We start from the raw sequence: 12,747 nt of genomic DNA on the forward strand, positions 1-12,747 counted from the left end.
AAGGAACCGAAATGACCGACCCCGTAATCACCGACCTCCGCCGCGAGTTGGAGAAAGCCCGCGATGCTCTCGCCGCCACCGAGAAGCACCTCGCCCGGCACGCCGAGATGAACGCCGCCCTCCACTGCGCCGAGCGCGTCATGTACTCCCCGCTCCACGCCAAAGTCCACGCCGCCATGACCGGCGTCGATCACGCCCTCGCCCGCACCAAGCCGGGCCCCGGCGACGACCAGGCCGCCGAAGAATCGCGCCGCGACTCCGCCCTGGTCAGCGTGCTAATCGACCTCGACCGGTGCGTACACGGGCGACACGAAGGCGACGACTGCGGCACCACCTGCGGCTTCCGATCCAAGGGCAACCCGCACCTCCGGCCCGGCAGCGTCATCGGCTACGGGCGGCGCGGAGACCAGATCGTCATGCCGAACCGCGACGACAAGCACGACCCCGCCGCCTGGCGCAGGCCCGCACCCACCGGAGGCCCCGATGCCTGACCAGCTCGTGCACGACCCCGCGAGCTTCAAAGAGTGGCTCCACACAGGGCGGATCAAGTGCGCCGACTGCAACGCCACTGTGGTCACCGAGAACCTGACCAGCCTCCCGCCGCACCGGTGCACCCAACGCCAAGCCGCGCGTGCCGCGCGCCTCCGTGCCGAAGGGAACCCCGATGCCTGACCAGCCCGCCGAACACTGCGGCCCCGCCGCCACCTGACCCGCCCCGCACCCGCACGCCCCCCGCACGCCGCAAGGAGTCCGCCGTGAACGTCACCCCGCAGTCCTGGCCCTGCCCCCTGTGCGACCGCCCCTGCACCGGCCGCGTCCACGACGGCTGCCAGGCCAAGGTTGACGAGAATTTGGCCGCCCTGCCCGCCCTCTACGTCGAACTCGAAGATGCCCTGCAGCCCGGTCGGCGCGGCGACGGCGGACGCACCGGAACCCGCACCGCCCCCATCCCCTGCAACGAATCGGTACTCGACCTGCGGGCCCGCGGCGGCATCGAGGGAGTGCTCACCAGTTGGGAAGACGACGTGCGGGACACCCTCGACTGGGACCTGCGCCCCTTCCGCGGCGACGTCCAGCAGACCGTCATTGGGGCCGCGGCGTTCCTCCGGCTCCAGGTGCCGTGGATCGTCACCGAGCACCCGGCCGCGCGAGAATTCGCGGACGAATTGCGGCACATAGCCGGGCAAGCCAGGCGGCTCATCACCGGGGAAGCCCCGCCCCGTCGCGTCACCGTCGTCTGCCCCTGCGGCGGAACGATGCGCGTCACCCTCGACACCCCCGGCGCCCGCTGCCCCGGCTGCGAGCGGCAGTACGGGCACACCGAGGTCTTGCAACTCCCGGCGGCTGAACGGCGGATCGCAGCATGAGCACTGAAACCAAGACGCTCGGGGCCATGGCCGCCGTCCTCTGCTTGATCACGATCGTCGCCAGCATAGACATGGCGCTCGGCAATCCCACGGCGATCAACGGTGTGGTGGCCTTCGGGGCTGTCGGCCTCCTTACGGCCATTGGCGCCTGGGGGCTTCGCCGACAGGACAAGGAACTCGCGGCCGGCGACAGACGCCCCCGCCCGGACTACGCCCTGATCGCACGGCTAGAGCGCGAGCTTGGCCTCGTCGAGGCACCTAAGCCTGGCGTCCTTCGCGTGATCGAAGCGGACGGCGAGACCATCGAGATCCGGAGCTGGGGAGCATGAGCGGCCACGAGCACATCCCGCCGGCCAGCAATCAGCTGCCCATCGTCACCGGCACCGACGGGCAGGCGTACATCCCCGCCGACGCCGTCGCCGCGTTCCTGCGGGCCGTGGCCGAGTCCTGCCGCAACCTCGCCGACGACCCCGACTGCAACCTCCGCACCGCCGGCGCCGCCATCGACCTGGAAGCCGACGCGCTCGACTGCCGGGCGATTCTGCGGACCACGTGAAGAAGCCCCCACCTGCCGTGGCAGGTGGGGGCTTCTTTGCGTGCGGGATCAGGCGACGGCAACCCGGTTCGCCTGGCGCGCGGTAAGGGCAGCCATGCGGATCTGTGCAGCGAACGAGATCAGGTCGTCCGACAGGGCTTCCGCCATCTCCGGCGTCAGCCGCGCCTCCTCTGCCGAGTCATCACCCATCAGCACGTGCGCGGCCCGCATCCTCGGGTCGCCCGACGCCGGGTCCGACTCGACACGCACCCACCAGTTGTAGAGCGCGGTGCTCTCGTCGAGAAACGACGACACCTGCACGCCGGACATGTCGGCGTAGTGGCAGATGTCCTCCAGCGCATATGGCGAGTCCATGTGGTCCTCCGTGCACCAGTACGGGCACGGGATGTAAACGACCTGATGCCGCCGGTACGTCCCAATCAGTGCAGGGACGATGCGATGCTCGACAGGCGCCGCAGGGACAGCGGTGCGGTCATCGACTACAGTCATGGATGAGCTCCAATCTCACAGGGTTGAGTTCCTTGATCAGCGAGGTGCGAACTCGCTGGTTGAACAGGCCGGGTGTTGGTAGCGCCCGGCCGTTCGCGTTTCAGGCGCTAGCCTTGTTGTGCTGGATGTTGTGGAGAGGCTGCTCAGCGCGGATTGCTGCCGCTTCAGCAGCGAGGGCGTGACTCCTGGTGGGGAACCACTCGATCGACCGCGTGACAACCTCTGGCCACCACTCCTTGTCGGCGGCGTGAGTCTTCCACCGCCACCCCAAGTTGTTCGTTATGCCGACGTAGAGCAGCGTCCCGCTTTGATCCCGAAGTCGGTACAGGGCGGTAGGGACTGGCGTCAGCGGCGTGCCCCACTCGACGGATCGCACTAGGGTCGTGCCCCCGTCGCACTCGAAGTCCCACATGCCGTAGGTGATGCCGGGCCCTCCATTGGGGCAACTGTCTGCGGTACCCAGATGGTGGAACGCGGAGAGGAACCTCGGGTACAGCTCGTCGAGAAGGCGGGGGAGCCCCTCGGGCTCGGTGGTGCTGTATAGGCGATAGAGCGCGGTGCGCTCGATCTTCTCGTGACTCTTTGTCACGATGCTCCTTCCGTTCCACGTGGACGTTGTGCGTACAGTGGTCACGAGGGCATGGAGGCATGGCCTGATGGCAGTCGTTCTAGCGTCTTCCCGCAGGCCGGTGGCTGTGCGTACTCGTGGAACTACTGGAATCCACAGTCCAAGAGTTCTACGTGGAAGTCAAGCCGTTCTGTGGGATGCGACACCGAGGAGGTTCCTTGACAGGCAAGAAGCGCGGCATCGGCTATGAAGCGATCGCTGACGTGCTGCGCGCGCGCATCGCCAGCGGGGACCTCGCGCCCGGCGAGAAGGTGCCCAGCGAGAACGAGATCATGGAGTCCTACGGCGTCGGCCGGGACACCGCCTACAAGGCACTCCAGCTGCTCCGCGATGAAGGCCTAACGGAGAGTCGGCGGGGTGCCCCCACCAGGGTCCGCAAGTTTCACCCCATCCGCCGCCCTGCCAGCAAGCGCCTGGCTTCCGAGGTGTGGGGCAGCGGTACGTCGATGTGGGACATCGACGTTCGCGATGAGCGCCCCGAGGTGGTGGATGTTGAGGTGGGCCGCATCGAGGCTCCGAGTCGCGTAGCTGCTGCGCTAGGCGTCACCCGCGGCACCCCGGTGATTCGCAGGAGTCGGCGGTACGTTCTGAGCGGGAAGCCTGTCCTTGTTGCGGTGTCGTACCTCCCGGCCGACATCGCGGACGGCACGCGCATCGCCGAGGTCGACACTGGTGAGGGCGGTATCTATGCCCGCCTCAAGGAACTCGGTCACGGGCCTGCTCGGTTCACTGAAGAAGTCCGTGTCCGGATGCCCAACAAGGACGAGAAGGCGCAGCTCAACCTCGAACGCGGAACCCCCGTGATCCTCCTGGTGCGTACAGCCCTTGAGGGCTCCGGTCGAGTGGTCGAGGTCAACGAGATGGTCCTCGACTCCGCCAACTACATCCTCGATTACGAGATCCCTGCCTGACCGGCAGCATCACCAGTAACCCCCGCCTCACGGCGGGGGTTTTTTCATGCCCGGATGCCACGTCGCTGTTGACTTCTACGTAGAACTTAAAGCACTCTTGGAATGCGCAAGCAGCCACTTCTACGGCGAAGTTTGCGCGATCCGTTATGCCTTCAACCCGGGAGCATTCATGCGCCACGAGACCCCGGCCACGGTGAACGTGGCCACCGCCCCCAGCGAGTTTCTGAACGCAGCCGAGGTCGCTCTTCGACTGCGCGTCTCCCGCTCCACCGTCTACAACCTGATCGCCTCTGGTCGACTCGCCGCCCACTGCAACGGCGGCGGCAAGATCCGTCCTCGCGGCCTGCGCGTTCCGGCCTCCGCTGTCGCCGAGTACCTGTCCGGTTCGCTCGTCACCCCGACCACGAAGGCGGCCGCCTGATGTCCAAGTCCTCCGTCCCCGCCCCGTCCCGCCGTCTGATCGCCGCTGGTGTGAAGCGCGGTGCCGGCCCCCTGGTGATCGAGCAGCCGGAGTACCCGCCGCTTCCTGCCGAGCCGGCTGCCCGCCGTCGGGTGCTCGCCGTCAGGGGCTGGTGACCGCCGTGACCACCGAGGAAGCGGCGCACGCCGCCCTGGAGGCTCAGGCCCGGCAGGCGCAGGAAGCTGCTCGCGCCGCCCAGGAGGCTGCTGAGCAGGCGAAGTGGCTGCGCGACTGCCAGCTCGCCCAGCGCTAACCCCCAGTCCGCCGTCCGGGCGGGAGTCCATCCCCCCGTCACCCCCGCCCGGGCGGCACCCACCCCTATCCCGCTTGACCACCCGAAGGAGCACTCCCATGTCTGACCGCATGAAGAAGCAGGCCGCGAAGAACCGCGATGCGGCTCGTGAGGTGCGTAACCGCGGCAACGAAGAGGGTGCGCGACAGCTTGAGCGTCGTGCCGACGAGCTGGAGTCGGGCCGTGTCACCGATGTCACCGACAGCGTGAGCGGCCTCATCTCGTGGGCTTTCCGTCGCTGACCGGCTCTCCTCACCGCCGGTACGAGACCGGCGGATCGGGCAGCCGGCCAGCCCGGACACCCACCCCATCCGCTTGACCAACGGAAGGCACAGCCATGCCTCTGCCCGCCCTCTTCCGACGCAACGCCAAGGAGAACGCCATGACCGAGATCGCTCCCGCCACGCAGACGACCGCCACCGACGCCGCAGACGTGGTGATGCAGTTCCGGACCCAGGGCGGCGCCACCGTCGACCTGTACCGGCACACCTGGAGCGTGCACCACTACGCCACCCCCAATGCGCCCGCCAAGACGTTCGACGAGTCCGGCTTTGAGTGGCGGTGCAACGGCTGCGACCTGACCGGCGCCGAGACCCACCTCCGCATGTGGGGCGCGGGCTACCGGGAGATGCAGCCCAAGGACTCCCGCACCGACGCCAACCGCCACGCCGAGACCTGCCGGGCCATGCCCCGCCCCACCGCCTGACCCCGACCCCATCCGCTTGACCAACGGAAGGCGCAGTCATGTCTGAGACCGCCGAGACCTTCGAGACCATCCGCTACACCGCCGACGTCGTCGTCACCACCACCGACGGGCACGTCCTGCTCATCGAGCGGGGATGGGACCCGCACAAGGGGGCGTGGGCCCTTCCCGGTGGGCACGTCGACCCGGGCGAGACCAGCCGCACCGCCGCGGCCCGCGAGCTGGCCGAGGAGGCCGGTGTGTACGCGGCGCCGGAGGAGCTGACTCAGGTCGGTGTCTGGGACCAGCCCGACCGTGACCCGCGCGGCCGGTACGTCACCGTCGCCTACCACCTTGAGGTCCTGCCCGGCACGCCCATCGAGGCGGGCGACGACGCGACCCGCGCCCGGTGGTGGCCCCTGAATGACCTGCCGCCGCTCGCGTTCGACCACGCCGCAATCCTCAGCACGGTCTTGTGACGCCCACCGCCTGACCCCCGGAAGGCCCCCCATGCCCTGGTTCATCCGCAAGAGCACCCCCGCCCCTGTCGAGCCGGCCGAGCCAACCGAGCCGGATGACGACCCGCACTGGATGGGCCGGTCCTTCATCTGGGAGCCCGGCGACCTCGACGACAACCCGCAGGACTGACCACCCCACCCGGATTGACCACCCGAAGGAGTACCCCCATGTCTGAGCAGACCCGCATCGCCTACCTCGCCGAGTACCGAGCCGCCCGCGCCGCCGGTGACTACGACCGCGCCCTTGAGATCGGCCTCGCCGCCATCGACATCGACAACGCGAACCCCGACGGCCCGCGCCTCATGGACGAGATCCGCGGCTTCCACCAGCCCGCCGCCGCCTGACCTGAGCCGCCGAGGAGGCTGCCGTGCACCCGTACCTGATCACCGGAAAGCCGGGGCGGCTCAGCCGGTCCCTGACCTGGCTGGGGACGTGGACGGTACGCCTCCTCGCCGCCCTCGTCATGGGAGTCCTCGGGCTCCTGGTCCTCGCCGTCCGCTGCACCCGACCCGTCGTCAACTACGTCGCCGTCCGGGCGGTGTGGCTGGAGGCGTGGGCTTCGAAGGTCACCGGCCTCCCGCAGGTCGGGGCCGCGGTCGGCGAGGGATTGACCGACGAGTTCGTTCGCGAGTTCCGCAAGCGCGCCCGCCCCACCGCATCCGCCGGGAGCACCCGATGAACCGACTGCCCCGACCCATCGCCGACCTGATCTGCCTCTGGCGAGACCTCATCCACCATCCGCGGCAGGTGCTCCTCAACCGGGCTCACCGCCAGTGGCGCGCCGCTGGCTTTATCGCCCTCATCGCAGTTCTCGTCGCCACCGGAACACCCGGCTTCCCGCCCGGCTCCCTCGCACCCGCACTGCTGATCGCCGGGCCCAGCTGGGTCCTCGACCTGGCCGGCACCGTCGCCCACGGCCTGTGGCAGTCCGGCCGGATCTGGAAGGGCGTCGAGTGCCAGTGCTGCGGCGGCGACCCCGACGACGGCGACGACGAACCCGAGCCGGACGACGGCGACGGTGGCGGCGGGCTCGCCCGCGACATCGAAACCTGGCTCCGCACCCAGCCCGCTCACACCCGCTGACAGCTGTTCGTCTCAGCACATTCCAAGGAAGGAACCGACTGCCATGACCGCCCCGCCCCAGGTGAACGGCCGCAAGCGGCCCGCCATGCCCTTGCTCGGGGACTGGCAGCCGATCACCGTTGGCCAGCCCGCCGAGCCGGCACCTGCCGCCCCGCCCGCTGAGCCGGGCTTCGACCCTGTCGCGCTCGCCGAGGCGGACGCCATCCGGGCCCGCACTGAAGCCGAAACTGAGGCCCGGCGTATCGCTGCCGAGGCGGAGGCCGACGCCGTCCGGGTCGCTGCCGAGGCGGAGGCCGAACGCCAGCGGATCGCCAACGAGCGAGCGGCGATGCGACTTGCCCGGGAGAAGGCCGAGAACGACGCCAAGGTCGCCGAGGCGAATCGCAAGAAGGAAGAAGCTGAGCGGCTCGCCGCTGCCGCCCGAGAGAAGGCCGAAGCCGAGGAGCGGACTGAAGCGCAGCAGGAGCAGGCCGAGGAGGCTGCCTCCCAGCGGTGGCGGAAGGCCGCCATCGGGTTCGCCGTGGCCTGCGGCATCGTCGCCCTCCCGGTTCAGATCAGCGCCTTCTGGGACCCGAACGCATGGTGGCTCGCCGCTACCCCGGTCTTCCTCGAAGGCGGCGCCTGGGTCGTCCTCGCCGGCGCTGCCGCCGCGGTTGCCGCCCGCCGCCCGCACTGGCACTTCCGGCTCATCGCCTGGGTGCTGGCCTTCGTCGCCGCCGGGGTCAACCTCTGGCACGGGCTCGCCGCTTTCGACACGGCGACCGCCTGCGCGACTGCCTTCGCCTCCCTCGCCGGCCCCGGCGTCTGGGACCTTCACGAGCACGGCCGCATCCGCAAGCGCGACGGCCGACTGTCGTGGCGTCAGGCGCGCCAGCAGGCCAAGGAACAGAAGAAGCGGGAGGCGCGTGCAGCCGCCCGCGAGGCGTCGCTGCGCAAGGCGGAGGAAGGGATCGCCGCGAAGCTCACCGAGCTCCGACAGAAGGAGTACCCGGACGAGTGGAAGTACGCGCTGAGGATCGCCGCGGCCTTGGGTGAGACGACAGTCACCGACGCCGTCTGGGAGCGCACCTGGGACGACCTGCACGCCGCCAAACCCAGCTACACCGCCAGCACGATCAGCGCCCGCAACGCCGCCGCGATCCGTCTGCAGCGCGTCACGGAGCGAGCCCCCGACGGCACTCCCGGCAAGACCACAAACACGCAGCGTGCGATCCAAGTGAAGGCCCCGCCGAGGCGGTCCTCGTACCGGCCCACTCCGCCCCGCCGCACGAAGAACGACACCCCCAAGTTCCACCCCGTCGCGCGAGCCCTTGCCGCCGACGCCAAGCGCCAGTCCGCCGCTGCCACCGAGGAGCAGAAGTGAGCACCGAGACCGAGCCGCTGACCGTCCCCGCCGGCTGGGACCTGAGCAAGGTCATCCCCGGCCAGGTCGAGGACACCGAGTCGGCCGAGGACGACATCGCACCCGGCGCCATGGATGTCGTGCCGGACCGTACCCCGGTCCTGTACCGGACGGCGTCCGCGGCCATGACGGTCGCTGCCTTCACGGGTAAGGCGGTCGGCCTCACCGCCCGCGGTGCGTGGGCCGTCGCCAAGCCGTTCGGGGTTGGCTTCGGCTCGCTGTGTCACCTCGGCTACCGGTACGTCCGCGCTCACGACCTCCAGGAAACCCTCGGCGGGATGAGCAAGTCCGCCGACTGGAACAAGGTCCAGCAGACCCGCTTGTCGCGCTGGCGGTTCCTAGGCTGGACCGCCGTGGCCACCGCCGCCCTCAACGTCGCCGGCTGGATCGCTCTCGCTGCTGGCACCGACCTGGAGGCCCTCGGTTGGGCCGCGGTCATTCCGCCCACGGTCACCACACTCGCGGCGGCGACCATCGCCACGCTGTACGGACGCTACCGGCTCAGCAACCCGGGCCTGCCCGCCGGGCAGGTTCTCGCCGACGAGGACCAGGACGACGGAGAAGAGCCCTTCCCGCTGGCCTGGTGCACGGGGGGCGAGCAGGTTCAGGAGTGCGTCGAGCGGGCCTTCGCCTACGAAGGGATCGCCACGCGTAGCTGCCGCGTCATCGGGCGGCGCGACGCTTTCTGGGAGATCGACGTCGTCCTCAAGGGCTCCACCGTCGGCAAGGTCAACGCCGCTGCCGAACAGCTCGACTCCCACTTCAACATCAAGTCCGGCGGCACCCTCATCGACCCCGACCCGCAGGAGTCGGCGCACCTCGTGCTCCGGCTGGTCACCGCAAACCCATTCGAGAACATGCCCAAGCCGAGCGTTCACGCCCCGAACAGCCTCAACATCTCCGAGCCGCACAACTTCGGCCGCTGCATGGACGGCAGCCTCCTCGACCTGGTCCTCGAAGGCCTGCGGATCCTCGCCATCGGCGTCTCCGGCGCCGCGAAGACGACTGGCGTCCTGCGCGACCTGGCCGAGGTCATCACCGCCTGCCACAACGCAATCGCCCTCGACCTCGACCCCGTCAAGGACGGGCTGCGTGAGTTCGAAGGCGTCATGGCTGCCCCGCCGATCCGCGGCAACAGGGACTGTGAGAAGTGGCTCGATTACCTGGTGAAGATGGCCAAGGCCCGCAACACCGTTCGCAACCGGCTCGACATGGGCGACACCTGGGTCGCTACCGCGAAGCACCCGGCGATCTTTCCGTTCGTCGATGAGTTCATCTACCTCAGCCCCAAGGCGAAGGAGCTCTTCATCGAGTTGCTGCGGCTGGCCAAGCAGTCTGGGATCTACCCCGTCGCCGCCGGCCAGGACGCGACCAGCGACGCGATGGGCGACGCGATCGCTGACTCCTTCACGTTGCGGATCATGCTCGCCTCTCGGTGGGACGACATCCGCATCGTCTTCGGGCAGGGGTCCGCGGCGAAAGGGTTCCGCCCCGACCGGCTCGTCCCCGCCCAGACCAAGGACATCAAGAACGATGCGGGCCAGTCGTACATCAAGGGCCCTGGTCTCGACCGGCCGCTGCTGTACGGGTGGAACGAGTTCAGCCGAGACCAGATCAAGCGGGCGGTCGCCGACCGTCAGGCCGCGGGGCGCCCCTGGTTCGACCGGGACACCCTCGCAGCCGCGGGCCTGCTGCACCTTGCCGACGGCGGCTCGGAGCAGCGGGTCGATGGCCGGCAGATTGCCGAGGATGCGGCGGCCGTCATGGCGAACGAGGGCGTCGACCGGATGCGCACCGAGAAGCTCGTCGAGGCGCTGGCCGACCACGACGAGGGCGCCTACGGCGACCTGACGGTGGACCAGCTTCGGAAGCTGCTGAAGGAGGCGGGCGCTGGTTCCCCGGTCCCGCTCGGCGACATCGACGGCATGAAGAACCCGCGCGGTTACAAGCTCGAAGCGCTGACCGCTTTGCGGTGAATTACCCACTGCTCGCCGGGTGCTCGTGACTGCTCGACCGCAGGTCACAGCCGCTCAGCACCCTGCTCGGCCAACTGCTCAACGAAACGGCGAGCACCCGGCGAGCAGCACCTTGAGCGGCTGTGACCTGCAACGGAGCAGCGCCGAGCAGTACGCGAGCGGCACCCAAACCAACACAAAATGATCGTCCGCGAGGGGGACCCCAGCATGGCCGCAAAGCAGCCGACCACCCGCAAGAAGACCACCACCACCCGCCGCAAGACCGTCAAGCGCACCTCCACCGTCCGCAAGCCCCGCGCCACCACCCGCGGCCAGAAGCTCGCCATCTGGGCAGCCACCAAAATCGGCGAGCAGGCCGAGAAGCACGGCCAGACCGTCATGTCCCGCAAGGACGCCGCGATCCTCCGTATGACCCACGAAGGCTGCCCCCGCTGCAAAGGCAACGGCCAGATCTTCACCAAGGGCAAGGACGGCTCGTTCACCGGCTCGAAGCCCTGCCCCGCCAAGCCCACCCGAGCGAAGGCCGGCCGGATGCGCGTCGCGATCGCCGCCCGCTTCGGAGCCGACAGGGATACCGGCCTCGTCGGCTGGACCTGCCCCTGCGGCACCAAGGAGAAGCCCCGCTACCGGGATGCCAAGACCGCCACCGCGGCCCTGCGGACCCACGAGCGGAAGAAGCACGGCGGCAAAAGCGTCGGCGGCGCCTGGTACGGCCAAGTCCCCGAAAACGCCCAGCCCACGACCGCACCCGTGACACCGATTGCGCCCGTCAGCAAGGTCAACACCAGCAGCGTCATGACCGACGACGAGTGGCAAAACCAGAACTCCCCCCTCACGGTGAAGGACGCCGAGAAGAAGGGCGTCTGCTGGTGCTGCGGCGGCAAAGGCTCCCTCTACGCCGCTTTCGGGGGACAGCAGCGCGTCATTGTCTGCGGCATCTGCCAAGGAACCGGCAAGCCCGCCACCGCCAACTCCCACGCCTGACCAAAGGAGACCCTCATGTCGCTGCCCGACCGGCTCCCGACCTACATCGGGCAGCCCCAGCCCATCACCGAGGAGTCCGCGGACCTCGAAGCCCGCCGCCTCATCGACGACGCCTACAGGCCCACCTCGTACCGCGACCCGCACCCCGTTCCCGCGATCGGCACCGCTCTGCCCGTACCCCAGCCCGGCCGGCCGCCGATGAGCCAGAAGGCCACCGATGCGAGCGCCCTGATGCTGTCCGCCGGCGCCGCGTCCCTGCTCCTCGGTGGCGGCACCAGCCTCGTCATGCTGGCCTCCGGGCACGCCGACCCGGTCGTGATCGCCTGGATCTGCGCAGCCCCCGCCGCCATCGCCGTCCCGATCCTCGCTTTCGGCCGGCTCCTCAAGGCCGCCGGGCAGGCCTCGCCGCCCGAGCACCACCACCACTACAACGGGCCCGTCACCCAGGACCAGCGCAGCCTCACCACGACGACCCGCGGCGTCATCGCCAACACCCGCAACCAGACCCGCTGATAGGAGCCCGTCATGACCGTTCAGTCCGAAACCGCCACCCCCGCCCCGCCCGTCTGGTGGCCGGAGGTGGCCACGAATGCCGTCCGTCGCCGCCGCTTCACCGGCCTGCTGCTGGCCCAGGCCACCCCGCGGCTCGTCTCGCCGTCCGTGCTGCAGCTCGACTTCCCGAACCAGGGGGCCGCGCGGGCGATGCGGGGCAGCGGGAACCTCGACGTCCTGGCCGAGGCGCTGGAAGCGTGCGGCATCCAGGCCGAGGTCGAGATCGTGGGTTAGCAGGAGGACTGACCTGTCGGCACGCACAGCGCCCCCTGGCCGAGGTAAGCGACCAGGGGGTGTTGTGCAGCGTAGCTCAGCGGCCGGCCTTCTCCCGCGCGACCACCGGCCCGACCGCCCTCGCCACCCAGCCAGGCCCGATCCGGTCCGTCGGCCGCAGCGTCGGGACCGCACCCAGCAGCCGGCACAGCCGGGCCAACGCCTCAGCGCACTCCGCCTGGGACCGGCCGCGGACCATGTACGAAACGCCCATGACAGCAGTGTGGTCGAGCACGAAGGCGCCCGCGGGGAAACGGCGTTGTCGGTACCCGATGGAAGAATCGAAAGACCCTGCTCGACGCCTCGCAGGGCAACGAGGGTTGACAATCCGCGCCACCGAAGTGAAGCTGTGCTCAAATAAAACTTCTGTCGCTAGGGCCACCTCTGGGTGGCCCTTCGTCGTTCACGGGGGTGATCGCATGCCTCCAGCGCTCGTCAGTGCAGCCGACGCCGCCTACTGGGCAGGCCGGCCCATAGGAACCATCTGGCGCTGGGCCAGCGAGGGCCGTATTGGGCGATACGGCAGCGGGAAAGGCGTCCGTTACAACGTGCACGAGATCCCCAAGGCCGTGC

The 12,747-nt window shown here is 69.4% G+C and carries 23 protein-coding genes; 20 read left to right on the forward strand and 3 right to left on the reverse strand.

The features are described 5' to 3' along the window. The first annotated feature begins 11 nt into the window (after positions 1-11). The 4 genes from ABD374_RS06240 to ABD374_RS06255 all read left to right on the forward strand — a co-directional run bounded on the left by ABD374_RS06240 (position 12) and on the right by ABD374_RS06255 (position 1,923). Entirely contained in the window at positions 12-491 is a 480-nt protein-coding gene (locus ABD374_RS06240) for a hypothetical protein (RefSeq protein ID WP_344491933.1), read from the forward strand. Between the two features lie 264 nt (positions 492-755). Continuing rightward, positions 756-1,367 carry a hypothetical protein gene (locus ABD374_RS06245; protein WP_344491936.1) on the forward strand — a complete coding sequence of 204 codons (612 nt, stop codon included), beginning with the start codon at positions 756-758 and terminating at the stop codon, positions 1,365-1,367. After that, entirely contained in the window at positions 1,364-1,696 is a 333-nt protein-coding gene (locus ABD374_RS06250) for a hypothetical protein (RefSeq protein WP_344491939.1), read from the forward strand. The genes ABD374_RS06245 and ABD374_RS06250 overlap by 4 nt, the downstream gene beginning before the upstream one ends. Continuing rightward, positions 1,693-1,923 carry a hypothetical protein gene (locus ABD374_RS06255; protein ID WP_344491942.1) on the forward strand — a complete coding sequence of 77 codons (231 nt, stop codon included), beginning with the start codon at positions 1,693-1,695 and terminating at the stop codon, positions 1,921-1,923. The genes ABD374_RS06250 and ABD374_RS06255 overlap by 4 nt, the downstream gene beginning before the upstream one ends. A 48-nt stretch (positions 1,924-1,971) precedes the next feature. On the opposite strand, the gene ABD374_RS06260 is transcribed toward ABD374_RS06255, so the two are convergent. Next, positions 1,972-2,412, reverse strand: a complete 441-nt coding sequence (locus ABD374_RS06260; protein ID WP_344491945.1) for a DUF6907 domain-containing protein — start codon at positions 2,410-2,412, stop codon at positions 1,972-1,974. Between the two features lie 100 nt (positions 2,413-2,512). Beyond that, entirely contained in the window at positions 2,513-3,001 is a 489-nt protein-coding gene (locus tag ABD374_RS06265; protein ID WP_344491948.1) for a GIY-YIG nuclease family protein, read from the reverse strand. 197 nt (positions 3,002-3,198) lie between these two features. Between ABD374_RS06265 and ABD374_RS06270 the strand changes: the two genes are divergently transcribed. The 16 genes from ABD374_RS06270 (at position 3,199) to ABD374_RS06345 (ending at position 12,135) form a co-directional block, all read left to right on the forward strand. Next, positions 3,199-3,951 (forward strand): GntR family transcriptional regulator, encoded by a 753-nt coding sequence (locus ABD374_RS06270; RefSeq protein WP_344491951.1) that lies wholly within the window; start codon positions 3,199-3,201, stop codon positions 3,949-3,951. 169 nt (positions 3,952-4,120) lie between these two features. After that, complete coding sequence (locus ABD374_RS06275; protein ID WP_344491954.1) at positions 4,121-4,372, forward strand: helix-turn-helix domain-containing protein; 252 nt, start codon at positions 4,121-4,123, stop codon at positions 4,370-4,372. After that, a complete protein-coding gene (locus ABD374_RS06280; protein WP_344491957.1) occupies positions 4,372-4,527 on the forward strand; it encodes a hypothetical protein in 156 nt (51 codons plus the stop codon). The genes ABD374_RS06275 and ABD374_RS06280 overlap by 1 nt, the downstream gene beginning before the upstream one ends. Before the next feature lie 5 nt (positions 4,528-4,532). Beyond that, positions 4,533-4,664: a hypothetical protein gene (locus tag ABD374_RS06285; protein ID WP_344491960.1), complete on the forward strand. Its 132-nt coding sequence runs from the start codon at positions 4,533-4,535 to the stop codon at positions 4,662-4,664. A gap of 98 nt (positions 4,665-4,762) precedes the next feature. After that, the gene (locus ABD374_RS06290) at positions 4,763-4,945 is read left to right on the forward strand and encodes a hypothetical protein (RefSeq protein WP_344491963.1); all 183 of its coding nucleotides are present in this window, start codon (positions 4,763-4,765) and stop codon (positions 4,943-4,945) included. Between the two features lie 140 nt (positions 4,946-5,085). Next, a complete protein-coding gene (locus ABD374_RS06295) occupies positions 5,086-5,409 on the forward strand; it encodes a hypothetical protein (RefSeq protein WP_344491966.1) in 324 nt (107 codons plus the stop codon). A 38-nt stretch (positions 5,410-5,447) separates the two neighbouring features. Further along, on the forward strand, positions 5,448-5,864 hold the full coding sequence (locus ABD374_RS06300) for an NUDIX domain-containing protein (protein WP_344491969.1): 417 nt from the start codon (positions 5,448-5,450) through the stop codon (positions 5,862-5,864). Between the two features lie 31 nt (positions 5,865-5,895). Then, positions 5,896-6,033 carry a hypothetical protein gene (locus tag ABD374_RS06305; protein WP_344491972.1) on the forward strand — a complete coding sequence of 46 codons (138 nt, stop codon included), beginning with the start codon at positions 5,896-5,898 and terminating at the stop codon, positions 6,031-6,033. Positions 6,034-6,071: 38 nt separating this feature from the next. Further along, positions 6,072-6,248 (forward strand): hypothetical protein, encoded by a 177-nt coding sequence (locus tag ABD374_RS06310; RefSeq protein ID WP_344491976.1) that lies wholly within the window; start codon positions 6,072-6,074, stop codon positions 6,246-6,248. A 23-nt stretch (positions 6,249-6,271) separates the two neighbouring features. Further along, entirely contained in the window at positions 6,272-6,583 is a 312-nt protein-coding gene (locus ABD374_RS06315; RefSeq protein WP_344491979.1) for a hypothetical protein, read from the forward strand. After that, on the forward strand, positions 6,580-6,987 hold the full coding sequence (locus tag ABD374_RS06320) for a hypothetical protein (RefSeq protein ID WP_344491982.1): 408 nt from the start codon (positions 6,580-6,582) through the stop codon (positions 6,985-6,987). The genes ABD374_RS06315 and ABD374_RS06320 overlap by 4 nt, the downstream gene beginning before the upstream one ends. Before the next feature lie 43 nt (positions 6,988-7,030). Further along, positions 7,031-8,350 carry a hypothetical protein gene (locus ABD374_RS06325; protein ID WP_344491985.1) on the forward strand — a complete coding sequence of 440 codons (1,320 nt, stop codon included), beginning with the start codon at positions 7,031-7,033 and terminating at the stop codon, positions 8,348-8,350. Next, positions 8,347-10,365 carry a hypothetical protein gene (locus ABD374_RS06330; protein ID WP_344491988.1) on the forward strand — a complete coding sequence of 673 codons (2,019 nt, stop codon included), beginning with the start codon at positions 8,347-8,349 and terminating at the stop codon, positions 10,363-10,365. Before ABD374_RS06325 ends, ABD374_RS06330 begins: the two co-directional genes overlap by 4 nt. 207 nt (positions 10,366-10,572) lie before the next feature. Next, positions 10,573-11,349, forward strand: coding sequence for a hypothetical protein (locus tag ABD374_RS06335; RefSeq protein WP_344491991.1), 777 nt, complete (start codon positions 10,573-10,575; stop codon positions 11,347-11,349). 15 nt (positions 11,350-11,364) lie between these two features. Then, complete coding sequence (locus ABD374_RS06340; RefSeq protein WP_344491994.1) at positions 11,365-11,862, forward strand: hypothetical protein; 498 nt, start codon at positions 11,365-11,367, stop codon at positions 11,860-11,862. 12 nt (positions 11,863-11,874) lie between these two features. Continuing rightward, complete coding sequence (locus tag ABD374_RS06345; RefSeq protein WP_344491997.1) at positions 11,875-12,135, forward strand: hypothetical protein; 261 nt, start codon at positions 11,875-11,877, stop codon at positions 12,133-12,135. Positions 12,136-12,211: 76 nt separating this feature from the next. Here ABD374_RS06345 and ABD374_RS06350 read toward each other — a convergent pair whose 3' ends face one another. After that, entirely contained in the window at positions 12,212-12,388 is a 177-nt protein-coding gene (locus tag ABD374_RS06350) for a hypothetical protein (RefSeq protein ID WP_344492000.1), read from the reverse strand. Between the last annotated feature and the right edge of the window lie 359 nt (positions 12,389-12,747).

Origin of the sequence: Streptomyces enissocaesilis (genome assembly GCF_039533765.1) — a bacterium.
GTDB lineage: Bacteria > Actinomycetota > Actinomycetes > Streptomycetales > Streptomycetaceae > Streptomyces > Streptomyces enissocaesilis.